22 protein-coding genes are annotated in these 25112 nt (G+C 70.1%); 4 read left to right on the top strand and 18 right to left on the bottom strand.

Annotated features, from left to right (window positions below; all coding sequences use genetic code 11):
• Positions 1-40: 40 nt before the first annotated feature.
• The 5 genes from mutM to coaD all read right to left on the bottom strand — a co-directional run bounded on the left by mutM (position 41) and on the right by coaD (position 3811).
• The gene (gene mutM, locus HW274_RS04985) at positions 41-1117 is read right to left on the bottom strand and encodes a bifunctional DNA-formamidopyrimidine glycosylase/DNA-(apurinic or apyrimidinic site) lyase (RefSeq protein ID WP_185989355.1); all 1077 of its coding nucleotides are present in this window, start codon (positions 1115-1117) and stop codon (positions 41-43) included.
• Positions 1117-1911, bottom strand: coding sequence for a ribonuclease III (rnc, locus tag HW274_RS04980; protein WP_075255085.1), 795 nt, complete (start codon positions 1909-1911; stop codon positions 1117-1119). The genes mutM and rnc overlap by 1 nt, the downstream gene beginning before the upstream one ends.
• A complete protein-coding gene (locus HW274_RS04975; RefSeq protein ID WP_185989354.1) occupies positions 1911-2501 on the bottom strand; it encodes a DUF177 domain-containing protein in 591 nt (196 codons plus the stop codon). The genes rnc and HW274_RS04975 overlap by 1 nt, the downstream gene beginning before the upstream one ends.
• Before the next feature lie 174 nt (positions 2502-2675).
• A complete protein-coding gene (locus tag HW274_RS04970; RefSeq protein WP_004565185.1) occupies positions 2676-3227 on the bottom strand; it encodes a hypothetical protein in 552 nt (183 codons plus the stop codon).
• A complete protein-coding gene (gene coaD, locus HW274_RS04965) occupies positions 3224-3811 on the bottom strand; it encodes a pantetheine-phosphate adenylyltransferase (RefSeq protein ID WP_185989353.1) in 588 nt (195 codons plus the stop codon). The genes HW274_RS04970 and coaD overlap by 4 nt, the downstream gene beginning before the upstream one ends.
• A gap of 114 nt (positions 3812-3925) precedes the next feature.
• Between coaD and HW274_RS04960 the strand changes: the two genes are divergently transcribed.
• Positions 3926-4933 carry a LacI family DNA-binding transcriptional regulator gene (locus HW274_RS04960; protein WP_185989352.1) on the top strand — a complete coding sequence of 336 codons (1008 nt, stop codon included), beginning with the start codon at positions 3926-3928 and terminating at the stop codon, positions 4931-4933.
• 111 nt (positions 4934-5044) lie between these two features.
• Here HW274_RS04960 and fucP read toward each other — a convergent pair whose 3' ends face one another.
• From fucP to HW274_RS04940, 4 genes are all read right to left on the bottom strand, one after another.
• The gene (gene fucP, locus HW274_RS04955; protein WP_185989351.1) at positions 5045-6391 is read right to left on the bottom strand and encodes an L-fucose:H+ symporter permease; all 1347 of its coding nucleotides are present in this window, start codon (positions 6389-6391) and stop codon (positions 5045-5047) included.
• Positions 6391-6819: an RbsD/FucU family protein gene (locus HW274_RS04950; protein ID WP_075404016.1), complete on the bottom strand. Its 429-nt coding sequence runs from the start codon at positions 6817-6819 to the stop codon at positions 6391-6393. The genes fucP and HW274_RS04950 overlap by 1 nt, the downstream gene beginning before the upstream one ends.
• A 64-nt stretch (positions 6820-6883) precedes the next feature.
• On the bottom strand, positions 6884-8353 hold the full coding sequence (locus HW274_RS04945; protein WP_185989350.1) for a rhamnulokinase family protein: 1470 nt from the start codon (positions 8351-8353) through the stop codon (positions 6884-6886).
• A 12-nt stretch (positions 8354-8365) separates the two neighbouring features.
• On the bottom strand, positions 8366-10141 hold the full coding sequence (locus tag HW274_RS04940; RefSeq protein WP_185989349.1) for an L-fucose isomerase: 1776 nt from the start codon (positions 10139-10141) through the stop codon (positions 8366-8368).
• A gap of 208 nt (positions 10142-10349) precedes the next feature.
• On the opposite strand from HW274_RS04940, the gene HW274_RS04935 reads away from it, so the two are divergent.
• Together HW274_RS04935 and rsmD are read left to right on the top strand one after the other, a co-directional pair.
• On the top strand, positions 10350-11018 hold the full coding sequence (locus HW274_RS04935) for a class II aldolase/adducin family protein (protein ID WP_185989348.1): 669 nt from the start codon (positions 10350-10352) through the stop codon (positions 11016-11018).
• Positions 11019-11069: 51 nt separating this feature from the next.
• Positions 11070-11630, top strand: coding sequence for a 16S rRNA (guanine(966)-N(2))-methyltransferase RsmD (rsmD, locus tag HW274_RS04930; protein WP_185989347.1), 561 nt, complete (start codon positions 11070-11072; stop codon positions 11628-11630).
• 34 nt (positions 11631-11664) lie between these two features.
• Here the strand turns inward: rsmD and HW274_RS04925 are convergent, their stop codons facing one another.
• The gene (locus HW274_RS04925; RefSeq protein ID WP_185989566.1) at positions 11665-13911 is read right to left on the bottom strand and encodes an ATP-dependent DNA helicase RecG; all 2247 of its coding nucleotides are present in this window, start codon (positions 13909-13911) and stop codon (positions 11665-11667) included.
• A 165-nt stretch (positions 13912-14076) separates the two neighbouring features.
• Positions 14077-16029, bottom strand: a complete 1953-nt coding sequence (locus HW274_RS04920; RefSeq protein ID WP_185989346.1) for a DAK2 domain-containing protein — start codon at positions 16027-16029, stop codon at positions 14077-14079.
• Positions 16030-16547: 518 nt separating this feature from the next.
• On the opposite strand from HW274_RS04920, the gene rpmB reads away from it, so the two are divergent.
• Entirely contained in the window at positions 16548-16739 is a 192-nt protein-coding gene (gene rpmB / locus HW274_RS04915) for a 50S ribosomal protein L28 (RefSeq protein WP_004565195.1), read from the top strand.
• Positions 16740-16835: 96 nt separating this feature from the next.
• Here the strand turns inward: rpmB and HW274_RS04910 are convergent, their stop codons facing one another.
• From HW274_RS04910 to leuC, 7 genes are all read right to left on the bottom strand, one after another.
• Positions 16836-17945 (bottom strand): thiamine-phosphate kinase, encoded by a 1110-nt coding sequence (locus tag HW274_RS04910; RefSeq protein WP_185989345.1) that lies wholly within the window; start codon positions 17943-17945, stop codon positions 16836-16838.
• Positions 17932-19098, bottom strand: coding sequence for a D-alanine--D-alanine ligase family protein (locus tag HW274_RS04905; protein ID WP_075255097.1), 1167 nt, complete (start codon positions 19096-19098; stop codon positions 17932-17934). The genes HW274_RS04910 and HW274_RS04905 overlap by 14 nt, the downstream gene beginning before the upstream one ends.
• Positions 19099-19183: 85 nt before the next feature.
• Positions 19184-20239, bottom strand: a complete 1056-nt coding sequence (locus HW274_RS04900; protein ID WP_185989344.1) for an NAD(P)H-dependent glycerol-3-phosphate dehydrogenase — start codon at positions 20237-20239, stop codon at positions 19184-19186.
• Complete coding sequence (locus HW274_RS04895; protein WP_101586906.1) at positions 20236-21003, bottom strand: 1-acyl-sn-glycerol-3-phosphate acyltransferase; 768 nt, start codon at positions 21001-21003, stop codon at positions 20236-20238. Before HW274_RS04895 ends, HW274_RS04900 begins: the two co-directional genes overlap by 4 nt.
• A gap of 124 nt (positions 21004-21127) precedes the next feature.
• Complete coding sequence (gene murA / locus HW274_RS04890; protein ID WP_075255100.1) at positions 21128-22450, bottom strand: UDP-N-acetylglucosamine 1-carboxyvinyltransferase; 1323 nt, start codon at positions 22448-22450, stop codon at positions 21128-21130.
• Positions 22451-22696: 246 nt separating this feature from the next.
• On the bottom strand, positions 22697-23350 hold the full coding sequence (gene leuD, locus HW274_RS04885; RefSeq protein ID WP_075255101.1) for a 3-isopropylmalate dehydratase small subunit: 654 nt from the start codon (positions 23348-23350) through the stop codon (positions 22697-22699).
• 81 nt (positions 23351-23431) lie between these two features.
• A complete protein-coding gene (gene leuC / locus HW274_RS04880) occupies positions 23432-24925 on the bottom strand; it encodes a 3-isopropylmalate dehydratase large subunit (protein WP_185989343.1) in 1494 nt (497 codons plus the stop codon).
• Positions 24926-25112 lie beyond the last annotated feature (187 nt).

The raw sequence follows: 25112 nt of genomic DNA, 5'->3' as shown, positions 1-25112 counted from the left end.
CGATGCTGTTGCGGAGGCTCCCTGCGAGCACTGGCGGCGCCTACCGGTGCCGGCGCGGACGGGTCTGGCAACGGGGACAGTAGGTGTGAGAACGCCCTCCCAGGGCCTCGCGCACCATGGTGGTCTTGCAGCGGCGGCACTCCAGTCCCTGGCGCCCGTAGGCGCCCAGCTCACGGGCGAAGAACCCGGCGGCGCCCTCGACATCGACGTAGAGGGCATCGAAGCTCGTGCCGCCTACCTCAAGGGCCCGGCGCATCACCTCAGCGGTGGACTCAAGGATCCGGGCCACCACCCGTGGGCCAAGACCGGTTCCCGGGCGCAGGCCGTGCACCCCGGCCTCCCACAGGCCCTCGTCGGCGTAGATGTTGCCGATGCCCGAGACGAGTCCCTGGTCGAGCAGCTGGGTCTTGATCGCGCGCCTCGAGGCGCGCACCTGGGCGACGACGCCGGTGGGGCCGGTCAGTTCCAGGGCGGGGTCGAGCAGGTCACGGGCGATATGGGTGGCGTCGGCGGGCAGCAGCGGCCGCGGGTCACCCATCCCGCCGGGAGCGCCGTCGACCGTGGGAGTCAGGTCGACGACGTGCAGGCCACCGAGCATGCGCTGGTCGACCAGGTCGAGCACCGCCCCGCCGGCCCTGTCGTCGTCGCCGTTGCCGCTGTCGTCATCGCGGTCGGTACTGAGGTGGAGGCGCACTCGCAGGTGACGGGCGGAGGTGGAGATGTCCCGCACGTAGCGGGGCTGCTCAGTGGCGCTCAGGTCCACGGGGCGCCCGCCGGGCAGGGTGTCCGGGTCGGCCAGGAAGGCCGCGGCACGGTTGGACTCCGGGGCAACGTCAGGAGCGGTCGCGGCGGTGGTGCCGCGCACGAGCAGCTGGCCGCTCATGCCCAGGTGGGCCGACAGGGCACGTCCGTCGTCCAGGGTCAGCCACAGGAACTTCCCGCGGCGGACGGCCGCGGTCAGGGTGCGCCCGGTGAGCTGGTCGACGAAGGCCTGCGCTCCCCCGTCCTGGCGGCGCAGCGGACGCGGGTCGAGGATCTCGACGCGGGTGACGGTGCGTCCGGCCACATGCCGGGCGAGACCGGCACGCACCACCTCGACCTCGGGCAGCTCTGGCATCAGCTCGTCTGGAGGGTCTGCCCGGTGAGCAGGTCGGCGCGCAGGGCCTCGTTGACACCGGGGAGGTTGAGACCGCCATCGCCCCGGGCGGCCAGGATGGCGGCGTAGGCGGCCTCAGCGGCGTCGTGCTCGGCGACCTTCTTCGAGCTGCCGGTGCCCTGTCCCAGAACCCGGCCGTCAACGATGGCGCTGGCGGTGAAGACCCGCTGGTGATCGGGACCGGTTCCGGTGACCTCGTAGGCGGGGTTGCCGAGCTGGTGGACAGCAGTGAGCTCCTGGAGGCTCGTCTTCCAGTCCAGGCCCGCGCCGCGGGTGCGGGCCGAGTCCAGGAAGCGGGAGACGAGCCGGGTGACGACCGTGCGGGTCTCCTCCAGACCGTGGGTGAGGTAGGTGGCGCCAATGAGGGCCTCGACCGTGTCGGACAGGATGGAGTCTTTGTCCCGCCCGCCCGAGAGCGCCTCGCCCTTGCCGAGCTTGATGAACTCCCCCAGTCCCAGGTCGCGGGCGACGGCGGCCAGGGCCGGCTCGGAGACGGTGGCTGCGCGCATCTTGGCGAGCTGGCCCTCGGGGACCTCCGGGTGGGTGCGGTAGAGGTACTCGGTGACGATGATGCCCAGGACGGAGTCGCCCAGGAACTCCAGACGCTCATTGGTGGGCAGGCCGCCGTTCTCGTGGGCGTAGGAGCGGTGGGTCAGGGCCAGGTCGAGCAGCTGGGTGTCAATGCTCGGCCCCCAGCGGTAGACGAGGGCCTCGGTGTCGGTGCGCGCGGGCGGGGCGCTGCGGCGCTTGGCCATCAGGCCTGTTCCTCCCCGCTCGTGGCCGCGTCCTGCTCGCCCTCCTGACCGGTCTCGGTCTCCAGCAGGCCGGCCAGGGCGGACCAGCGCGGGTCGAGGACCTCGTGGTGGTGGTCGGCGGGCAGGTCCTCGAGCCGCTTGCCGCAGTCAGCGCACAGTCCGGGGCAGTCGGGGCGGCACAGGGGCTGGAAGGGCAGCGTGGGCACCAGGGCGTCGCGCAGTGCCGGTTCGAGGTCCAGGGTGGTCTCCCCCACCGCCAGGAGGTCCTCTGCCTCCTCATCTCCTTCGGCCCGCTGGGCCTCGATGACCTGGGGGAAGAGGTAGAGCTCGTCGATCCTCACGCTGCGGTCCTCATCGAGGTCGCGCAGGCAGCGCACGCACTCGCCGTGGACGTGCAGGTCGGCGTCGGCCTGCGCCAGGACGCCGTCGTCCATGGAGGTCAGGGTGACGTCGAGGGCGAGGTCGCTGCCCTCGGGCACGCCGATGACCTCGGTGCCCAGGTCGGCGGGAGCGGGGGTGCGGATCTGCAGGTTCTTGACCGAGCCGGTGGCACGGGGCAGATCGACGATATCGACGACGAGTCCTGACATGGGGTTCCTCCACAGCGGGTTGACCGCGCCGCATCCAGCGATGACCGAGGGGCCCAACGGCATGATGTCCGCGTGATGCCCAGGTGATGCACCAGGTGCTGGGCGGCTGGTGGGCGGGGTGATGGACGAGGTTTCTGGTGCGAGCGTACCCGGTGGGGCTGCGGCGCCTCTGGTTCAGTGGGCGGAGGGGTCCACGGACCAGCCCGAGCGACGGCGCACGGGCTCCTGGATCTCCACCGGCTGGCCCGCGCCGTCCCCCAGGCGGCCGGCCAGGACCTCGCGGCCGGCGCGGATCTGCTCGGCAACCTTGGCGACCTCGGCCTCCAGGGAGGCCAGGGTGCGGTCGGAGTACTCATCGGCCCCGTGACGCAGGGAGGCGGCCTTGTCCTCCGCCGCGGCCACGATGCTGTCGGCCCGGTCATTGGCCATGCGCACGATGTTCTCCCCGGCCACGAGCCGCTCGGACTCCTCCTGGGCGTACTGGACGAGCCGTTCGGACTCGGCCCGTCCCTCAGCCAGGACGGCGTCGGCATCGGCGACGATCTTCTCGGCGCGACGAACGGCACTCGGGACCGCGTCACGAGCCCTGTCGATGAGGTGCAGGGCGTTCTCCCGGTTGACGATCGCCGAGGCGCTCATCGGCATGGATCGGGCGTTGCTGATGAGCTCGTCGAGCTCATCGAGGATGCGCAGCAGGTCTTCTCCGGCATCGCGGCTGGTCGTCACGGTAGGTCCTCTCGAGTGTGGTCGGCGCCGACGAAGCGGCTTGGCGGGGTCCCGGGCGGGACGAGTCCTGATTCGACGCCGTCGTGGGCTGCGGCCCCGGAGGCCTGAGCCAGCCTGACCGCCAGGGCGTGGGCCACAGCGGGCGGGACGAGGGCGGAGACGTCCCGCCCATAGCCGGCGACGTCCTTGACGAGGGAGGAGGAGATGTGCGCGTAGGCGGCGGACGCGGGCAGGAAGACCGTCTCGGGTGCCCCCAGGTCGCGGTTGAGCAGGGCCATGGGCAGCTCGGCGTCCAGGTCACTGCCGCTGCGCAGGCCCTTGATGATGGCGCTGGCGCCGCGCCGGCTGCAGTAGTCGGCCAGGAGCCCGGGGATGATGTCCACCTCGACGCCGGGCAGGTGGGAGGTGGCCTCCTTGGCCAGGCGGAGGCGTTCGTGGACGTCGAGCAGGTGGCGTCCGGCCTTGGCGGCGTTGTGGGCGATTCCGATGACGACGACGTCGAAGAGCGTGGTCGCGCGGGCGGCGATGTCGACGTGCCCCAGGGTGAGGGGATCGAAGCTTCCGGGGTAGACGGCCAGGCTCATACGGTCACGCTACTGGCTGGGCCCGCCGCGGTGCGGGACGCGCGCCGCACCACCCGCGCCAGCACGCCAACGCGCCACCCCGGGATCCTGGGGCGGCGCTGCTATATTTCCCTTGTGTCCACACGCGTGACCCTCAGTGACGTGGCCGAGGCCGTCGGAGTCTCAGCGCAGACCGTCTCCCGCGTACTCAACAACCACCCGTCGGTCCGCCCCGAGACACGTCAGAAGGTTCTGGCGGCCGTTCAAGCGCTGGGTTACGAGCCGAACCTCGCCGCCCGGTCACTGGCCTCGGGCTCCTCCGGGGCCGTGGGCATCCTGCTGACGGCCGGGCTGGCACACGGGATGGCCTCCACCTTCTCCGCGATCGCCAGGGCGGTGCGCGAGCGGGGGGACACCTTCGTCCTGGCCACCGCCGAGGGAAGCGACCCGGAGTCCGTGCGACAGGCACTGGCCCACCTGCACGGTCACCGCGTGGCGACCATCGTGGTCCTGGCCCAGCGCGCCGACGTCCTGACCATCCTCTCGTCCCAGCGCCACCGCGGTCCGGTCGTGGCCATCATCTCGGGTCAGCACGAGTTCTCCGAGCTGGCCACCGTCTCCATCGACCAGGCCCGGGGCGCCAGGCTGGCCACGGAGCATCTTCTGGATCAGGGTCGCAGCCGCCTGCTGCACGTCACCGGGGACCTGTCCTGGCAGGACGCCTCGGAGCGCCTGGCCGCCTACCAGTCGGTGTGCGCGCAGGCCAGGGTTCCCGGCCGCTGGGTGGGTACGGACGCCTGGACGGGAGAGGCCGGGGCCAGAGTTGCTCAGCGCCTGCTCGACAGCGGTCTGCCCGACGCCGTCTTCGCCGCCAACGATGACATCGCCCTGGGGCTGTGCCATGAGCTGCTCGCCGCCGGCGTGAGGATTCCCGATGACGTCGCCGTCGTCGGCTTCGATGACATCCCCCTGGCACGTTGGGCGACCCCATCCCTGTCCAGCGTCACGCAGGACTTCGACGCCCTGGGAAGGGCCGCACTGAGCCTGTCCGATGAGCTCATGGAGGGAGGCGCCCCTCGCAAGGTCACCCTGACCCCACAGCTGGTGATTCGAGACTCCTCGCCCGGTCAGTCGTCCGGGTGACATCGTCATAAGTGCGGGTGGGGGCTCCCTGTGCTCCAGGCAGCCCCCATCCGCATGGGCAGGTTCTTACGGCGCGGTTGTCTTCGGCACCACCCTGCAGAGACCGAACGCTCAGGTTCCAGACACGGTGGCCGTCGCGGTGTCCTCGCAGTCCACGCGCAGCGTGTAGAACCCGTAGGCGGCGACGATACTCAGGCAGACACCCACCGTCACATAGGAGAATGACGCTGAGGTGCGGTCCATGATCCACCCTTGAACCAGAGGCATCGTAGCGCCACCAATAATGGCCATGACCAGGCCGGCGGCCCCGAACTTAGTGTCCTCTCCCAACCCCTTGAGGGCCTCACCGTAGATGGTGGGGAACAGCAGCGAGATGCTGGCTGACATCATCGCCACTGCGACGGCTCCGGCAATATTAACACTCACCATCGCGAACAGTGACAGCCCGACACCGAACAGGCACATGACGATCATGAGCTTGCGGGCATCGAATCGTCCCATGAGCCCCACCATGAGAAAACGGAAGACCAGGAAGACAATGAGACTCGCCTGCAACCAGTATCCGGCGACCTTGTCCGACACCCCCAGAGCATCTGTGACGTAGTGAAGGGTGAAGGTCCAGATGCAAGTCTGAGCCGCAATGTTGAAGAACTGGGCAACGACCCCGAAGCTGTAGCGCTTATTGCCCAGCAGTCGCGTGAGCCGCCCACCCGATGAAGCCGTTTGCCCCGAGGTGGCCACAGGCGCTTCGGTCACCTTGACGAAGGCGATCGATACCGCCAGAGCGATGTAGAACAGGCTGAGTGCCACGAAGGGTCCCATGACGGCCTGCAGCTCGGAGGAGCGGGTGGACAGCAGCTCGGCCTCACTCATGGACGCTCGCTGCTCCGCCGTCGCGGGATTGACGTAGGGGAGGATGAGTGTCGTCGCAATCAGCACCCCAAGGTTGGATCCAATAGGGTTGAAGGCCTGCGCGAAGTTGAGGCGCCGCGTGGCATTGTGCTCCGGCCCCATCGACATCACGAAGGGGTTGGCACTCGTCTCCAGAATGGACAGCCCTGAGGCCAGGGTGAATAACGCGGCCAGGAACATCGAGTAGGTCATGACGTGGGACGCAGGAATGAACAAAAGTCCCCCCGCAGCGGCCAGGCCGAGTCCGATGAGGACCCCTCCCTTGTATCCCAGACGACTGTTGATGAAGGCCGCCGGGATCGCCAGGCAGAAGTAAGCCCCATAGTAGGCCGACTGCACCAAGGAGGACTGGGCATTGTTCATGGAGAAGACCGAACGGAAGACCTTGACGAGCGGTGCGGTCATGTCTCCAGCCATTCCCCACGCCGCGAAGCAGGAGACCAGCAGACAGAAGGGCAGCACCATGCCGGGATACAGGAACCCCCGCTTGGCCGTCCCCTCCCGGACGGGGGCCTCCTCAGCCACGGACTCACGGATCGCAGTCATCACAGCACGCCCTTCTTGAGAATGAGGTTGCCGTACAGGGCGGTCTCCCCGGTGAGGACGACGGCGTAGACGCTGGGGGTGTAGTCGTAGAAGGCCATGCGCTCAATCGTCCTGACGCTCACCGGTCCGGCATCCTTCTCGGCCTCGTTCCAGATCTGCTCATAGACGTCCCACACCGGAGGCCGAGGGTCGTCGCCCACCGTCTCCATGAGGGCCACCTGGTAGCTGCTGTAGCGGTCCAGGGGCATGAGCGTGAGGATGGACCTCAGCAGGTCGGGGATCCCCAAGCCGTCGGCCCGCACCGTAGTGGGGTGGAGGTGGTGCCCGGGGAAGTTCGCATCGGCCAGGAGAATCTCATCTCCATGGCCCATCTCGAGCAGGATCTTGACGAGTTCGGGTGACAGGTTGGCGGGAATGTTGCGGAGCATCGTTGCTCCTTTCGTGTGGTGGGTGTTCAGTTCAATGTGTGGTTGCGCTCGACGTGCCAGGCGGTCAGTCGGCGGTGGCGTTGCCCAGCCGTTCCCGCATGGCGTCGAAGGCGCCGGGATCGGCGATGGTCCCGGAGGCCTCGACCTCCACGGAGCCGACGCTGCGGCGCAGCACCTCACCGCGCGCGCTGGGGTCGAGGACCTCGGTGGCCTCGAGCTGGGCGAGAATATTGCCCAGGGCACTGGCCTCCGGCGTGCCCACGATGACCCGACGGTGGCAGGCCGCCGCCGTCATGGCCGGCAGGAGGCTGTTGCGAGCCCCGCCTCCCACCAGGTGGATCGGTGCCGCCGGATCCAGCTGGTCGCCGACGACGTCCTGCAGCCCCTGGGCGTAGGCGGCGTGGGCGCAGGCGAGCGACTCGAGGATGAGCCGGACCATCTGTGCCGGCCCCTCGGGAGCCACCTTGTAGTGACTGCGGCACCACTGGGCGATCTTGTCCGGCATGTCGCCGGGACTGGCGAAGAGCTCGTCATCGGGGTCGATGACGACCCCGAGGGAGGGGCACTCCCCTGCCGCCTCGACCAGCGCACCGGTATCGGGCTCGTTCCAGGAGCGCTGGCACTCCTGGAGCAGCCAAAAGCCGGTGAGGTTGCGCAGCAGCCGGATACCTCCGTCGGTGCGGACCTCGTTGGTCAGTCCGGCCCGCAGCGCCGCTTCATCCAGGACGGGACTGGGAACGGCGGCCCCGATGAGGCTCCAGGATCCTGAGGAGATGAACAGACGCACCTCGTCGCCGGCCAGACCGAGCGCGTGAACGGCACAGGCGGTGTCATGCCCGCCAGGACGCACGATGGTGATCCCCTCCGGGGTCGCGCCGGCCACCGTGGCGTCGTCGACGAGCGGGGGCATCCACTCCTCGGGGATCCCGGCGGCCTGGAGCACGCGAGCCGACCACTCGCGCGCCCCGGGTGAGGCGAGCCCAGTGGTCGAGGCGATCGCCCGCCCCGCCTGCACAGGGGCCCCGAGCAGGTGGGCCACGAGGTCGGGCAGGGGCAGGAAGCGATCCACGCGACCGATGAGGTCGGGCTCCTGCCTCAGGTCCGCGTAGAGCTGGTAGACCGTGTTGATCTGCTGGGGCAGGATGCCGGTCTCTTTCCAAGCCGTCTCCGCAGGCAGGGCGCGGTCCAAATCCGCGGCCCAGCGGGCCATGCGCCGGTCCCGGTAGGCGCGCGGGGCACGCAGCAGCTCTCCGCGTCCGTCGAGCAGGCCGTAGTCCACTCCCCAGGTGTCGATGCCGATGGAGTCGGGGACCCGCCCCAGGCGCTGCGTCGCCATGGCGATGCTCCGACGAACACCATCCATGATGCGCTCGAGATCCCAGGTGAGGGTGCCGCGGTCGTCCACCACCTGGTGGTGGAGGCGGAAGACCTCCTCGGTGCTGATGGTCCCCTGCCGGTAGGTCCCCAGGACCGCTCGCACGGAGCTGGAGCCGAGGTCGAGGGCAAGGGCGTGGTGCTCGTCGGTGCTCGTCATGACGGCGATCCTTCAGCGGTAGAGAGGACCGAAGGTGGCGCAGGCCCGGAAGTCGGCGCTCTCGGGCTCGGCGGTGCCGAAGGGCACCCACGCCTTGGGGCGCAGGATCCTCTCGGGCTCGACATTGTGCATGTAGACAGGAATGCGCAGCATCGAGGCCAGGGTGATGAGGTCGGCGCCGAAGTGCCCGTAGCCGGTGGCCGTGTGGTTGGCACCCCAGTTGGCCATCCAGTCGTAGACGGAGGTGAAGGCGCCCTGGCCGGTCAGGCGCGGGACGAAGAAGGTCGTCGGCCAGGTCGGGTCGGTACGGTTGACGATCTGGTCGCGCACGTCGTCGGGCAGCTCCACGGTCCAGCCCTCGGAGATCTGGAGGACCGGTCCCTGGCCGGCCACAAAGTTCAGGCGGGTCGCGGTGACGGGCATGCCGCCGGCGGTGGTGAAGTGCGTGGAGAAGCCGCCTCCGGGGAAGTACTCGCGGGTGGCGGCATGGAAGGTAGAGGCCTTCAGATCCGCCTCGATGTCCGCCTCGGTGATCTCCCACCAGTGCTTGATGATGGGGTTGCCCTCGGCATCCTTCTCCTCGCCGGTGGCGTTGAGGGTGGTGGCCCCGGAGTTGCGCAGGTCGATGAAGCCGTTCTCGGCGCGCCCCTCGAGCTTGTAACCGGTGACCCGCTCAACGGCCTCGGGGCTCCAGTAGGTGCGCACGTCGCTGAAGAGCTGGGGACGGTGAGTCAGGACGGAGTTGAAGAGCATGGCCACGGCGTTGCCGGCGTCGCCCTCCGTGGCGAAGACCTTCTCGGGCCGCTTGCCGTTCCAGTCGAAGGTGGTGTTGAGGAAGGTCTCGAGGATGTCGCCGTTGGGCTTGTAGTCGGTCCACTGACGCTGCCCCTGGAAGCCCGCCGCGATGGCGTCGTGGCCCTCGGCCTCCTCGACGAAGCCCAGCTCGGCCAGGGCGGGGTTGCCCTCCATGAGGTCGCGGCCGATGAGGAGCATCTTGATGCAGTAGTCGAACTGCTCGTCGTACTCCTCCTGGGTGAAGCGGTTGGCCTCGGGGTTGCGGTTCTCCCCGATGGTGAGGTGCTCCCGGGCCCAGGCCAGGGCGGTCTCGTACTCCTGGTGGTCGTAGATGCCGTGCGCGATACGGCGGTCGATCTCAATCATGTCGATGTACTCGGCCCGCATCCCCAGGTAGTCGACGAAGAACTGCTCCGGGACGCGACAGCCGGCGATCCCCATGGAGACGGTCCCGATCGAGAGATAGCTGCGCCCCTTCATGAGGCCGACCCCCAGGGCGGCTCGTACGTAGCGCAGAATGTTCTCGACGACGTCGTCGGTCAGGCCCGAGTCGTCGGCGTCCTGCACGTCGTGGCCGTAGATGCCGAAGCAGGGGATGCCCAGCATGTTGTAGGCGGCGGCCGCGGCGGCCAGGGTCACGGCCCCGGGACGCTCGGTGCCATTGAAGCCCCAGATGGCATGCGGGATGGAGGGGTCGAGGTCGAGGACCTCGGTGATGTAGTTCCAGGAGGCGGTGACGGTCAGGTCGGCGCACACGTTCTCGGTGCGGAACTGCTCCTTGCAGCGGTTGGCCTCAGCCACGCCCCCGATCGCGGTCTCGGAGACGACGCAGCGCACCGGGCTGCCGTCGGGGTAAGTCAGGCGCGAGGAGATGAGCTCGCCGACATCCTTGGCCAGCTGAGCGGTCTTGTCCTCAAGGGACTCCCTCACGCCACGACGACGTCCGTCAATGAGGGGACGGATTCCGATGGCGGGGTAGGACGCAGCGGACATGGCAAGTTTCCTTTCACTGGGCGACGATGACCAGGACCCACATCAATGTGAGCGCAAACATAGGATGGCCCCGACCGAGCGGTCATGTCAAGCATGAAAACAAAATCGCGAAATCATGGACATGAGAGCGCCAACATGAGACGATGCCTCGGTACCACTTCTGACGCAACGGGGCGCGCAGCGGTACGCCCCGGGGAAAGAGCCCATCATGCTTCTCAACGACGCTCGACAGCAGATCGCCGACGCCTGCTCCCACCTGTCCGACGACGGCCTGGTCGTCGGCACCGCGGGCAACCTGTCCGTCAGGGAGGGGGACCTGGTCGCCATCACCCCCTCGGGGCTGCCCTATCAGGAGATGCGCCCCGACCTGGTCGCCGTGGTCGAGTACGCCACCGGCAAGCAGGTCGAGGGGCCGCTCAAGCCCGCCAGCGAGCTGGACCTGCACCTGACCGCGCTGCGGGCGACCGGACAGATGTCGGTCGTGCACACCCACTCCTATGCGGCCACCACCGTGGCCAGCCTCGAGGGCGTGAGCGCACTCCCGGCCGTGCACTACTACATCTGCATGTTCGGTGGCAGCGACGTGCGGGTGGCCGACTACGCCATCTACGGCTCCCCCGAGCTGGCTGCCAATGTCGCCAAGGCCCTTGAGGGACGCACCGCGGCCCTCATGAGCAACCACGGCTCCGTGGTCACCGGCCCGGATCTACCCTCCACCTATGTCCTGGCCCAGGAGCTGGAGTGGGTCTGCGAGCTCTACCTGCGCACGCTCGCCGTCGGCAGCCCCAAGATCCTCACCGACGAGCAGATCGAGGCGGTCGCGTGCAAGATCCGGGACACCGGCTACGGTCAGCACGCCCCGGCCGAGGAGGGCTGAGCGCCGCGGCCACAGGGGACCGCGGCCTGCCAGCCGGGTAGGGTCTTCCCCATGACGAGGATCGTGGCCGGAACCGTGGGCGGACGCAGGATCGAGGTGCCCCGCTCCGGGACACGCCCCACCTCCGAGCGCGTCCGCGAGGCTCTTTTCGCCCGCCTGGACCACTACGGGGTGCTCGACGGCGCCCGGGTGCTGGACCTGTGCGCAGGCTCCGGCGCCCTGGGCCTGGAGGCCGCGAGCCGGGGAGCCGGCGAGGTCACGCTCGTGGACTCCTCGCGCGGTGCGTCGCAGACCTGCCAACGCAACATCCGCTCACTGGGCCTGAGTGGGGTATCGGCGGTGACCGCGAAGGCGGCCACCTTCCTGGCCGGCCCGGCAGGTACCCCGGCGGACCTGGTGCTGATCGACCCTCCCTACGAGCTGAGTGAGGAGGAGCTCACGGCGATCCTCACCCCCTTGGTCCGCAGTGAGGACCCGTGGCTGGCGCCGCGCACCATCGTCGTCGTCGAGCGCTCGACGCGCTCACCGGAACCCACCTGGCCGGCGGGGCTGGAGCGCTTCGCGGACAAGCGGTACGGCGAGACCACGATCTGGTTCGCCGAGCCGGCCTGAGCCGGGGACGCTCCTCGGCCCGTGCCCCGGTGCTTCAGGCTCTTTCGAGGAAGGCCTGAGACTCCTCATCGAGGCGCTCGACGATCGCTGCGGCCAGGGCCCGGTGGTCGCTCAGCTGAGGATCGGCGGCCACGATCCGCTCGGCCTGACGCCTCGCGGTGGCGATGAGGCGGGCATCGCGGGTCACGCGCAGAAGGTCCAGCCCGGAGGTGCGCCCCGACTGCGAGGCCCCCAGGACGTCACCCTCGCTGCGCAGCTCGAGGTCGGCCTCGGCCAGCGCGAATCCGTCCGTGGTGGAGGCGAAGGCCTTGAGCCGGTGGAAGGCGGTGGAGCCGACCTGTGCACCGGTGACCGCCACGCACAGGGACGTCCTGCTGCCACGTCCGACCCGCCCGCGCAGCTGGTGGAGCTGGGACAGTCCGAAGCGCTCGGCGTCCAGGATGACCATCATGGAGGCCTCGGGCACGTCCACCCCCACCTCGATGACGGTGGTGGACACCAGGACCGGGGTGGTGCCCGAGGCGAAGTCGGCCATGGCGGCCGCCTTGTCCTCACCGCTCATGCGTCCGGTGAGGCTCCCGACGCCGATGCCCCCCAGAGCGGGTTCACCCTCCAGTCGCTGCTTCCAGTCCTCGACGGCGGCCAGCGGGCGGTCGGGATCCTCCTCCACGAGCGCCTCCCGCCCCGGCCCGTCGTCGGTATCGACAGCCGCTGCGCCGTCAATCGGCGTCTGCCGGGGCTCGTCGTCGACCTCGATCCGTGGGCACACGACGTAGACCCGCCCCCCGGAGGCGACCTCCTCGGCGGCGCGGCGCCAGATGCCCCCCACCCAGGAGGTGCGCGACCACGGGACGAGGTGGGTGGGTACGGCGCTGCGCCCGGCGGGCAGCTCGTCCAGGACGGAGGTGGCCAGGTCTCCGAAGACCGTCATGGCGATGGTGCGCGGGATCGGGGTGGCGGTCATGACCAGGAGGTGGGGCGTGTGGGTCTGTCCGGTGGCCGGGTCGGTCAGACCGCCGCGCTCGCGCAGGGCGTCACGCTGGGCAACGCCGAAGCGGTGCTGCTCGTCGACGACGACCAGGCCGAGGAAGGGGATCTGCACCGTGTCGGACAGCAGGGCGTGGGTCCCCACGACGATCGCCGGCTCACCGGCGGCCAGCTCAGCGAGGATCCGACGGCGCTGAGCGGCGGGGGTGGAGCCGGTCAGCAGGTGGACGCGGGTGGCGCGTTCGGCGCCGCCAAGCATCCCGAGGCGGGCCATGGGCCCCAGGACCGCCTCCAGTGAGGAGTGATGCTGGGCGGCGAGGACCTCGGTGGGGGCCAGGAGGGCGGCCTGCCCGCCACCTCCGACCACCTGGAGCATGGCGCGCAGGGCCACGAGGGTCTTGCCGCTCCCCACGTCGCCCTGAAGAAGGCGCTGCATGGGAACGGTGCGGGCCAGGTCGGCGCTGATCTCCTCACCGACCCGCTCCTGCCCGGCGGTCAGGTCATAGGGCAGGCGGGCGTCGAGGTCCGCTCTCAGGGAGCCCTCCTCCTCCGGCACGGGCCAGGCGACCGCGGTGCGGGTCGCCTCGTGATGGGCTCGGCGCTGGGCCAGGGCGACCTGCAGGATGAGGGCCTCCTCGTGGCGCAGCCGTTTCCGGGCGGCCTTCCACTGCCCGGAGTCCTCGGGCCGGTGCACCCAACGGTAGGCGGTGTAGGCGTCGACCAGCTCCGCCTCGCGCAGCAAATCCTCAGGGAGGGGGTCGGCGACATCGCCCGGCTCCAGCTGGTCCAGGACGCTGCGCACCGCCTTGGCCACCAGCCAGGAGGGGAGGGCCTCCGTGCCGGGGTAGATGGGCATGGGGCGGGCCAGCAGGGCCTCGCGCTCGTCCTCATCGAGCTCGTCGAGGACGTACAGGCGTGGGTTGGACAGCTGCTTGCGTCCGCGGTGGAGTCCCACCTTGCCGCTGAGCAGGACGGTGGTTCCGGGGGCCAGCTGGGCGGCTCGGGCGCGCATCTGGCCGGCCGCACCGAACTGGACGAGGTCCATGGTGGAGGCGCCGTCGGTGACGGTGGCCTCCATGAGGGCCGGGACCCGTCCGGAGCGGGTGCGCCGGGAGGAGGCGCGCACGACCTGGGCCTGGATGGTGGCCTGCTCGCCCTCGACGAGGGTGCGCATGTCGGTCAGCTCTCCCCAGGTGTCGTAGCGCCGGGGCAGCAGGCGCAGCAGATCCGCCCCAGTCTCCACCCCCTGCTTGGCGAGCTGTGCGGCCGTGCGCTTGCCCACGAGCCGGGTCACGGGACGCTCGAGCAGGCCGACGCTGCCGGGACGGGGCGTGCGGGTTGAGCGATCAGACGATCCGGACACGGCCCCACCCTATGACGAAGGAGCCTGGGAGCCCTTCATGACCCGAGGCGCTTGCATATACGGGCGACCTCGAAGCATGGCAGCACGCAGGGAGGGTTACTCGATGGCGATGAGGACGTCTGGGTGCTCCTGGCCGCCGGCATGGACTGCGACCTCCACGTCCTCACCGACCACGTGCCCCCGGGCCCCCACCGCCGCGCTGGCGGCCAGGGCACCGACGTCGCGGCCGGCATTGCGGCCGGTGATGACGGTGAGCAGCTCATCGGAGGGCCGCAGCGCCGAGGCCACGGCGCGAGCCACGGCCTCACCGTCGGCCTGGGCCCCGTTGAGGGCGATGGTGCGCAGCCCCGCGGCGGCGCTCCAGGCGCGGCGGGCCAGCTCGGCCAGCTCTGCCTCCTCGCCCCTGCCGGCAAGGGCCACCGCGGCGGCCAGGACCCGGGCCTCGTCGTCGGTGTCGCACACGAGGAGCTGAATGCCCTCGGCCTCATAGCGCTCCGAGGACACCCCGGCGCGGGCGGTCTCTCGAGCGGCGTCCGTCTTGCGGGTGGCACCCACCGGAGGGCGGACGGTGGAGACGGCGGAGCGGGCCGCCAGGAAGCGGGCGGCGTCGTGGGCCGCCTCGGTGCAGGCGGCGTCACAGGGCAGCACGATGACCTGGGAGGACCCCAGGTCCGCGGCAGCGCGGGCGATCCCCTCCCGATCCGGGTTGAGGACGACGGCGGCGCCGGAGCGGGCGAGCTGCTCGATGAGCCCGGGAGCCCGGGTACAGGCGATGACACCGACGCCGGACTGCCGTGAGCGCACAGCTAGATGCGGGGCCTGCGCCGGTGCGGGACGGGGGGCGGCCGCCTGAGAGGGGTGCATGCGCACCGACTGCGCCTTGCGCTCGGCCCGGCGCGCGGCCAGTCGCTCGAAGGAGACCACGTGCCCCGTGGGGTCGGAGTCGAACGCCTCCCACGGGGAGGGCGGCTCGTCCGTGGGGTTCACCAGGGCTGTGGGATGGAGGTGGTGGATGCAGATCTGCCGGGCGCGGCCCGCATGCGGCAGTGCGGCACGCGGCGTGTCGGTGTGGACGTGGACCTGGTAGAGGCCTACCCCCAGGGCGTCCGGGGTGCCGACGACGCCCACCGAGTCGCCGATGCGCTCCAGGTCCCGACGCAGCTGACCGGCCTGGACCGCGGTCGCCTCCAGCAGGTACATCACCTCGAACTCGCCGGTGGACATGCCCAGGGGGTCGGGACCGACGCTGTGCGGCACCCCGCCGGCGGCCAGGTCGGTGAGCATCTGGCGGGCGACGGCGGTGTAGGGGGCGTGCTCGTCGGCGTCCTCGTGGCCCTGGCGCAGCTCTGGGGCCTCGGTCGCCCCACGGCCGTCGTCCTGCATCGCGTCAATGGTGTCCGACAGGCAGGTCAACAGCAGCATGAAGGCCGCTCCCCCCGCATCCACCGGGCCGTGTCCGAGGCCGGAGGTCTCCACAACGGACTCCTGGGCGCCGAAGGCGGCCGCGGCGGCGATGAGGCTCAGGGTCGCGGGCGAGCTCGCCGTCGCCTCCTCCAGGGCGGAGCGGGCCGCCGTGGCCGCGTCCCGGGCGACTGACAGCAGGGTCCCAGAGACCGGGCGGGAGACCGCGGCCCAGGTGGTGTCTGCCATGGCCTCGTAGACGTGGACGAGCTCGACGGGACGCAGGCCGGTGGGATCGGGGGCCTCGGCGCAGACGTCTGCGAAGGCGGCCAGGGCCTGGGAGATCAGAAGACCCGAGTTCCCTCGGGCTCCCCGGACGGCGCCGTCGGCTGCGGCCCGGGCCACCTGGGCGGCATCCGCGGCCCGGCCCAGGCGATGGAGGGCGTCGGAGGCCGAGCGCAGGGTGAGCAGGACGTTGGTTCCGGTATCCGCGTCCGGTACGGGGAAGACATTGAGGACATCGACCAGATCCCGGGTCTGATCGGCAACGATCTCGGCCAGCGCGATCCAGCGCCGCACTGCGGCCCCCTGCAGCACATGGGTCCCTGAGACAGGGGTAACGGGGCGGTGTCCTTGAGACTGCGCCATCTTCGCCTCCCCTGGGTCCTGGCTACGACCAGCACACCATGTGTGTCACGCTGCGAACACCCTCTGTTCCATTGCATGATCTGCATATGTGCAGGCGTTCAGCGAGCCTGGTTCATGGCTGGGCCGAGCCTTCGGTTTGATATGTGGTTTTAGAGTACCGTCCCAGGCACATTCCTCCCACCGGAGCGAGGTGCCGGCGCAAGGACCACGCTCTGGGCGACACGGAACCGAAGGGGTACTCGGGCCACCGGCGCGCTGGTCAGGCCGCTACCACCGCACCCACCTGGGACACACGACCCACAAGCAGTGAAATACAACACATTGCAGACCTAGTCCGCCCTTACTCACCAAGCACCACACCGAGCAGCATGTGCCCGAACGCACGCCAAGGCAGCTTGGGGCGCCGCACACGGGTCCGCTATTGTGTTCGGGTTGCCCGGCGCCCCGCGCCTGGGCGGTAAGACCTGGCGCCAGGCATCAGCCTGAGCGTTGAAGCATTGAAGATCAGGAGTGAGACCGTGGCTGCTGTGTGCGACGTTTGCGGCAAGGGCCCCATCTTCGGCAAGAGCGTCTCGCACTCCCACGTGCGGACCAACCGCCGGTGGAACCCCAACATCCAGCGTGTGCGTGCTCTCGTGGGCGGCGCCCCCAAGCGCCTCAACGTGTGCACGTCCTGCCTCAAGGCCGGGAAGGTGACGCGCAACATCTGAGCGCATCATCTCGAGTCCTTCGAGCACGAGGCCGCCGCTGCGCAAGCAGTCGGCGGCCTTTGTCGTACCCCGTGTCCCTCAACGGGTGACGACCCGTCATGTGTGGGAGAAGTGGTCCCACCCGGTGTGCTCCTGCGCGGGTTCTCCCGCCAGCAGGACACCCGGTCGGTGCCCCAGCACCCGGCCCGGTGAGGACTGCAGGCTCAGGACCCGGCCGATCACACGGGCGCCGGTGGGCAGCCGATCAAGGGCGTGTGCCGGGACGGTGGCGAGCAGTCCGTGGTCCTCTCCCCCGGTGAGCAGCCAGCTGCGGGCCAGGGCGTGAGCGGCCGATCCGTCACCGCCGCTCACGAGCGCGGCCACCGGCTCGAGGAAGGACGCGTCCGGCAGGTCGCCGGGATCATCGAGGTCGATGACGACGCCGCTGGCGCGGGCGATCCGACCGGCATCCCGCAGCAGCCCGTCGGAGACGTCCAGCATGGAGGTGGCGCCGGCCAGCGCCAGCTCTCGGCCCGCGGCCAGGGGCGGGGCGGGGGCGCGGAAGGCCTCGATGCAGGCCCACGCCTGCGGGTGCTCCTGACCCGAGGGAATAACGGCTCCCCAACCTGATGCGCAGTCAGAGCCCGCGCTGAGCAGGGCGAGCCCCGCCGCGCTGCGCCCCAGGGTTCCAACGTGCACAACGGCATCGCCGGGCCGGGCTCCGCTTCGCAGAACCGGGGCCCTGCCCTCGAGGTCGCCCAGGACCGTGACGGACACGATCAGCGAGTCGCCGGCGCTGAGGTCACCGCCCACGACGCCCGCCCCGCAGGGCTCGCAGCCCTGGGCCAGTCCTTGGGCGAAGTCCCGTACCCAGCCAACCGGGGTGGACGCAGGCATGACCAGGCCGACGACGAGCGCGACGGGCCTGGCCCCCATGGCGGCGGCGTCGGCCAGATTCTGGGCCGCGGCCCTGGCGCCGACGTCGCGGCCCGTGGACCAGTCTGTGCGGAAGTGGCGTCCCTCGACCAGGACGTCGGTGCTCACGGCCGTGCGCGAGTCGGGGAAGGACAGGACCGCGCAGTCGTCCCCCGTGCCGACGGGGGTCTGCGGGCCGCGCGGCAGAAGGGGGGTGATGACGGCGAGGAGCTCCTCCTCGCTGAGGTCACCGACCCGCGCGCCCTGCTCCGCCGCCTCTGCGCCGGCCGGAGCCGGCTCAGCGGTTGACATCGGTGGAGCGGGCCACAGCCAGCTCAATGAGCTCGGAGACCAGCTCGGTGTAGCCCAGGCCGGAGACCTGCCACATGTAGGGGTACATGGAGAAGGGGGTGAATCCGGGCATCGTGTTGATCTCGTTGACCACCGCCTCACCGGCATCGGTGAGGAAGAAGTCCACGCGGGCCAGTCCCTCGCAGCCAAGCGCCTCGAAGGCCCGAGCCGCGGTGTCCATGAGGAGATCGCGCGCCTCGGGGCTGATGCGCGCCGGGCACACCATGGCCACGGCGTCGTGGGCCAGGTACTTGGTCTCGTAGTCGTAGAACTCGCCGGCGCCCTGGGAGGCGTCCATGGCGATCTCGCCGGGCTCGGCCACCCGGGGGGCGTCGTCGCCGCGGCCCTGAAGGACGGCGACCTCGACCTCGCGTCCCACGATGCCGCTCTCCACGAGGACCTTGGGGTCGACCGCGCGGGCCGCCTCGATGGCCCCGGCCAGGTCCTCGGGGCGGTCGACCTTGCTGATGCCCAGGGAGGAGCCGGCGCGGGCGGGTTTGACGAACAGTGGGTAGGTCAGGGACCGGCAGGCCTCCAGGATCGCCTCGGGGTCGCGCTTCCAGGCATGGGGGCCGACGACGACGTGCGGCGCTGTGGCGATGCCCGCGGCCCCCAGGAGCACCTTGGTGACCTGCTTGTCCATGCCCGCGGCACTGGCCAGCACCCCGCAGCCGACGTAGGGAATGCCCATCATCTCCAGCATGCCCTGGATGGTTCCGTCCTCGCCGTAGGGCCCGTGCAGCAGCGGCAGGACGACGTCAACATGTCCCAGGGCCTCAGGCCCCGTGGGGCCGAGGACCGTGAGCTCGCCGCCTCCCAGGGGTGCGGTGAGTCTCCCCTGCCCCAGGCCCTCGGCGGTGATGGTCACCGGCGGCCGGTTGTCGCTGAGCTCGAGGGCGGCGGGATCGTCCTCGACGAGCAGCCACTGGCCCTCGGGGGTGATGCCCACCGGAAGGACCTCGTAGCGGTCGCGGTCGATGGCTGACAGGACACCGGCGGCGGTGGCGCAGGAGATCGTGTGCTCACCGCTGCGTCCGCCGAAGACGACGGCAACACGCACGGTGGACTTGTGAGAACTGGGCACGGAGGAGCCGGTTTCCTGGAGGGCTGTCATAGGTCCCACGCTACCGCGCTGCGCCCCACATGCTGATAATGCACAACGAACCCGGGATAAAGCGGGCCTCCACACCCCTGGAAGGCTAGGCCTGCGACGGTGCCGCATGCACGCCCTCGGCCTTGCGGGGACGAGCCAGCAGCGCGTCAGTGACCTGTGCAACGCTGGCGGCGCCCTCGACGACGGTGACGACCCCGGTGGTGATGGGCATGTCCACGCCGTGGGCCCGGGCCAGGTCCAGGACGGCGCGGGCCGACTTGGCGCCCTCGGCCACGCCCCGGGAGGCCGCAGCGGCCTCGGCCACGCTCATCCCCTCGCCGAGGTGGCGGCCGAAGGTCTGGTTGCGGCTCAGGGGCGAGGAGCAGGTGGCCACCAGGTCCCCCATGCCGGCCAGCCCGGAGAAGGTCTCCGGGCGAGCCCCGAGCTTGAGGCCCAGCCGGGTGATCTCCACCAGGCCCCGGGTGATGATCGTGGCCTTGGAGTTGTCCCCCAGGCCCCGGCCTGCGGCCGCGCCGACGGCCAGGGCGATGACGTTCTTGACCGCCCCGCACAGCTCGACGCCCAGGACGTCGGTGTTGGTGTAGGGACGGAAGGTGCCGGTGGCGCACAGGGAGGCGATCCGGGCGGCGACCTGCTCGTCGTCGGCGGCCACGACGGTGGCGGTGGGCTGGCCCGCAGCGATCTCGTCGGCGAGGTTGGGGCCGGAGACGACCACGACGCGGGAGGAGTCGATGCCCAGGGCCTCAGCCAGGACCTCGCTCATGCGCAGCCCGGTACCCAGCTCGATGCCCTTCATGAGGGAGACGGCCACGGCGTCGTCGGCCAGGGCGCCCCTGAGGGGCTCCAGGACCCTCCGGGCCTCCTGGGAGGGCACGGCCACGACGACGATGCTCGCCCCCGTGACGGCCTGGGCCAGGTCGGTGGTCGCCTTCAGGCCCTGGGGCAGGCGGTGACCGGGGACGTAGCGCTCGTTGGTGCCGGCGTTGATCTCCTCGGCCACCTCCCGGCGCCGGGCCCAGATCGTCGTGGGGGTGCCGGTCTGGGCCAGGAGGCTGGCGAAGGTGGTGCCCCAGGCTCCTGAGCCGATGACGGCAGCGGCCGGGCGCAGCGGCGCACTCGTTGCGGGGTCGACGCCGTTCACTGGCCCTCCTCCTGAGTGTCCGCCTCGGGCAGCGGGTCGGGGCGGCGCACACCGATCTTCCCCTTGCCGGGGTCGCCGTCGTAGTGCATGTCGAAGGGGCGGGGGGCCTTCTCCCCGCGGAGCTCCTCAACCAGGGCAGTGATGGCCCGCATGATCTCGGCGGTGCAGGCGCGCACGGCCTCGCGGTCCTGGGTGTCCTGCCCGAAGCGGGACAGGTCCATGAGCTCACCGATGGTGACGCGCACGTCCTTACGGGGGAAGGGGTGGAAGGAACGCCCGTAGGTGTCCAGGATCTCGTGGGCCCCCCACTGCCCCATGGGCAGGACGGGGGCGCCACTGGTCATGGCCAGCCGGGCCGCCCCGGTCTTGGCCACCATCGGCCACTTGAGGGGGTCGCGGGAGAGCGTGCCCTCGGGGAAGATCATGATGGCGCCGCCGTCGGCCAGGACCTCACTGGCGGCCTTGAGGGCCGTGGCCGCGTTCTGGGTGCCCCGTTGGACCGGGATCTGGCCGCCGGCCCGCAGGATGGAGCCGAGCACCGGTACCTTGAACAGGGTGGACTTGGCCAGCGAGTAGACGGGGACATCGGCATCGACCAGGGCTCGCATGGCCGTGAGCGAGTCGAGGTCGGTCAGGTGGTTGGCCACGGCGATGAAGCCGCCCTCGCGGGGGATGTTCTCCAGGCCGCTCACCGACTGCCGGGAGACCATCTTGAGGAACGGGATGATCGCCCCGCGCGCGGCGAAGCGGTAGAACGGGGTCATGGGACGTGTTGCAGGCACGGGTGAACTCTATCCGCTTCAGCGCTCTGAACGCGGCTGTCCGAGCCGGGCCCGCCGCCCGCACGGGCCCCCGCCTCGCGAATCCACGGGCAGGGGCCGGCCCGCCTCAGGCCAGGCGGGTGACGGCGGCGTTGAGGGACTCCAGCTTGGACATGAAGTGCTCGTAGCCGCGGTCGATGAGGTTGACGCCCTCGACCCGGCTGGTGCCCTCGGCGGTCAGGGCCGCGATGAGGTGGGAGAAGCCGCCGCGCAGGTCGGGCACGACGATGTCGGCACCGGTCAGCGGCGTGGGCCCGGAGATGACCGCGGAGTGGTAGAAGTTGCGCTGGCCGAAGCGGCACTCGGTGCCACCCAGGCACTCGCGGTAGACCTGGATGGTGGCCCCCATCTTGCACAGGGCGCCGGTGAAGCCGAATCGGTTCTCGTAGACGGTCTCGTGGACGATGGACAGGCCCTGGGCCTGGGTGAGCGCCACGACGAGGGGCTGCTGCCAGTCGGTCATGAAGCCGGGGTGGACGTTGGTCTCCACCACGATCGACTTCAGGTCACCGCCGGGGTGGTAGAAGCGGATGCCCTCATCGGTGACGTCGAAGGCGCCCCCCACCTTGCGGAAGGTGTTGAGGAAGGTGGTCATGTGACTCTGGTGGGCTCCACGCACGAACACGTCCCCGCGAGTGGCCAGGGCGGCCGAGGCCCAGGAGGCGGCCTCGATGCGGTCCGGCAGGGCCGAGTGGGTGTAGCCGCACAGCTCGTCGACGCCCTCGACGTGGATGGTGCGGTCGGTGTCCACCGAGATGATGGCGCCCATCTTCTGCAGGACGTCGACCAGGTCCATGATCTCGGGCTCGACGGCGGCGTTGCGCAGCTCGGTCAGTCCGTGCGCGCGCACAGCGGTGAGCAGGGTCTGCTCGGTGGCTCCGACCGAGGGGTAGGGAAGCTCGATGACGGTGCCCTTGAGACCGTTCGGCGCGGTGAGCCGGATGCCCTGGGCCTGCTTGTCGACCGCGGCGCCGAACTGGCGCAGGATCTCCAGGTGGAAGTCGATGGGGCGGTCACCGATACGGCACCCACCCAGGTCGGGGATGAAGGCCTCCCCCAGGCGGTGCAGGAGCGGACCGCAGAAGAGGATCGGAATACGCGAGGAGCCGGCGTGCGCGTCAATGTCGGCCATGTGGGCCGACTCGACCTTGGACGGGTCCAGCTGGAGGATGCCCTCGCGCTGGTCATAGTCGATGCTCACGCCGTGCAGGCTCAGCAGCCCCGAGACCACGTCGACGTCACGAATGAGCGGGACGTTGCGCAGCACTGAGGGAGTCGACCCCAGCAGCGCTGCCACCATCGCCTTGGGAACCAGGTTCTTGGCTCCGCGGACGGTGATCTCACCAGTCAGCGGGCGACCACCCTCGACCTGGAGCAGACCGTCGACCATGCACACCTCCATGCGTCATCTGGGCGTGCCGCGCGCGTGAGCCGCTCACCCATCCCCGCGCAGGCGCGCGAGGCCGTCCCAGCATAAGCGCACCGAAGGGGCTCCCAGGACCTTTTTCAGGGCCGTATCAGGTGGCCTTCGACTCACAGAAAGTCCCGATTAATCCCACTCGACACCGTGCCAATACCGATGAAACTCGCAGGATGGGCTCGTCCGCGCCCCCGTTACCAGCTCTCCCGGCCCCACTCAGGACCGGGGCATATCCGCGGCCCGGGCCGAGACGACCTCCTGGGCCGGCAGGTGCCTGGCCGGCAGGGTGCGCGGCTTGAAGGCCGGGCGGGCCTCCTCGTAGGCGCGGATGGCGTCCTCCTGGGTGAGGGTCAGGGAGATGTCGTCGAGCCCCTCCATGAGAATCCAGCGCACGTAGTCGTCGATGGAGAAGGCGCAGCGGAAGGAACCGGCCTCGACCGTGCGGTTCTCCAGGTCCACCGTCACCTCGGTGCCCGGCTCGGTCTCAAGGATCTTCCACAGCTGCTCGCAGTCCTCCTGGGAGACCACGCCGGCCACCAGTCCCTGCTTGCCGGCGTTGCCGCGGAAGATGTCGGCGAAGCGCGGTGCCAGGACGACCTTGAAGCCGTAGTCCTTGAGCGCCCACACGGCATGCTCCCGCGAGGAGCCCGTGCCGAAGTCGGGACCGGCGACGAGCACCGAGGCCCGCTTGTAGGCCTCCTGGTTGAGGATGAAGTCGGGCTCACCGGCCCGCCAGGAGGCGAACAGGGCGTCGTCGAAGCCCGTGCGGGTGATGCGCTTGAGATACACCGCCGGGATGATCTGGTCGGTGTCGACGGCGCTGCGCCGCAACGGGGCGCCGATGCCGGTGTGTCGGATGAACTTGTCCACGGTCTTTGAGCTCCTTGCCTCTACTCGGCCCCTACCGGGCCTGTCCTCGCCTGTATGCCTTCATCTCCTGCGCGCCAGCCCCTACTGGACGGTTGCCTCAGGCGCGGCGGAGACCGGCGCAATCGCCGAGACCGTCGGGATATCACCCGAGTCCTGCGCGACCTCGGGACGCGGCGGCAGGTCCCCCGGGGCCGACAGCGCCCCGCGCACGGCGGTGGCCGCGGCGACGACGGGCGAGACGAGGTGGGTCCGTCCGCCCTTTCCTTGACGCCCCTCGAAGTTGCGGTTGGAGGTGGAGGCCGCACGCTCCCCGGAGGAGAGCTTGTCGGGGTTCATAGCCAGGCACATGGAGCAGCCGGCGTTGCGCCACTCGGCGCCGAAGCTCGTGAAGATCTGGTCCAGGCCCTCTGCCTCGGCCTGCAGACGCACCCGGGCCGAGGCCGGCACCACGAGCATGCGCAGCCCCTCGGCCTTCTTGCGCCCGCGCACCACCTCGGCGGCGGCCCGCAGGTCCTCGATGCGGCCGTTGGTGCACGAGCCGATGAAGACGGTGTCAACCTTGATGTCGCGCAGAGGCGTTCCCGGAACGAGGTCCATGTACTCCAGGGCCCGTTCGGCGGCCAGCCGCTCGGTGGCGTCGGCGATGTCCTCGGGGTCGGGGACCCGCGCGGACAGTGGCAGACCCTGTCCGGGATTGGTCCCCCAGGTGACGAAGGGCTCGATGTCCTCGGCCTGCAGCACCACCTCGGTGTCGAAGACTGCGTCGGGATCGGTGCGCAGGCTGGACCAGTACTCCACGGCGGCGTCCCAGTCCTCGCCGACGGGGGCGTGAGGACGGCCCTTGAGGTAGTCGAAGGTGGTCTGATCCGGGGCGATCATGCCGGCCCGGGCCCCGCCTTCGATGCTCATGTTGCAGATCGTCATCCGGGCCTCCATCGAGAGCTGCTCGATGGCCCGCCCGCGGTACTCGATGACGTGCCCCTGGGCCCCGTTGGTACCGATCTTGGCGATGATGGCCAGGATGATGTCCTTGGCCCCGCTGCCCGAGGGCAGGTCCCCGTCAATGGTGACGCTCATCGTCTTGAAGGGGGCGATGGGCAGGGTCTGGGTGGCCAGGACGTGCTCGACCTGGGAGGTGCCGATGCCGAAGGCGAGGGCCCCGAAGGCGCCGTGAGTGGAGGTGTGGGAGTCGCCGCAGACCACGGTCATGCCGGGCTGGGTCAGGCCCAGCTGCGGGCCGACGGCGTGGACGATTCCCTGGTCGGCGTCCCCCAGGGAGTGCAGCCGCACCCCGAACTCGGCGCAGTTGGCGCGCAGGGTCTCGATCTGAGCACGGCTGGTGACATCGGCGATCGGCAGGTCGATGTCCACAGTGGGGGTGTTGTGGTCCTCGGTGGCGATCGTCAGGTCGGGGCGACGCACCGGGCGTCCGGCCAGACGCAGCCCCTCGAAAGCCTGGGGGCTGGTGACCTCGTGGACCAGGTGAAGGTCGATGTACAGCAGGTCGGGGGCGCCGTCGCTACCCTTGGACACCACATGATCGCGCCAGACCTTCTCGGCGAGAGTCATTCCCATCGACTTCATCCTCTCAGCAACAGTGTTCCCGATCCGCCCGCACTCAGCAGCGCCCGACGACGCCACTGACTCGCGCAGACCGCACGAGGCGGCCGCGCCGCACCCAAGGCCATAGCCTTGGCCTGAAGGATGCTGACACTGCGCCGCTTCCCTGGCGGACCCTAACTTGAAATCTCATACCTTGAAA

This window comes from Actinomyces sp. oral taxon 169 (genome assembly GCF_013394715.1).
Classification (GTDB): domain Bacteria; phylum Actinomycetota; class Actinomycetes; order Actinomycetales; family Actinomycetaceae; genus Actinomyces.
This window is presented reverse-complemented; position numbering and strand designations above follow the sequence as displayed.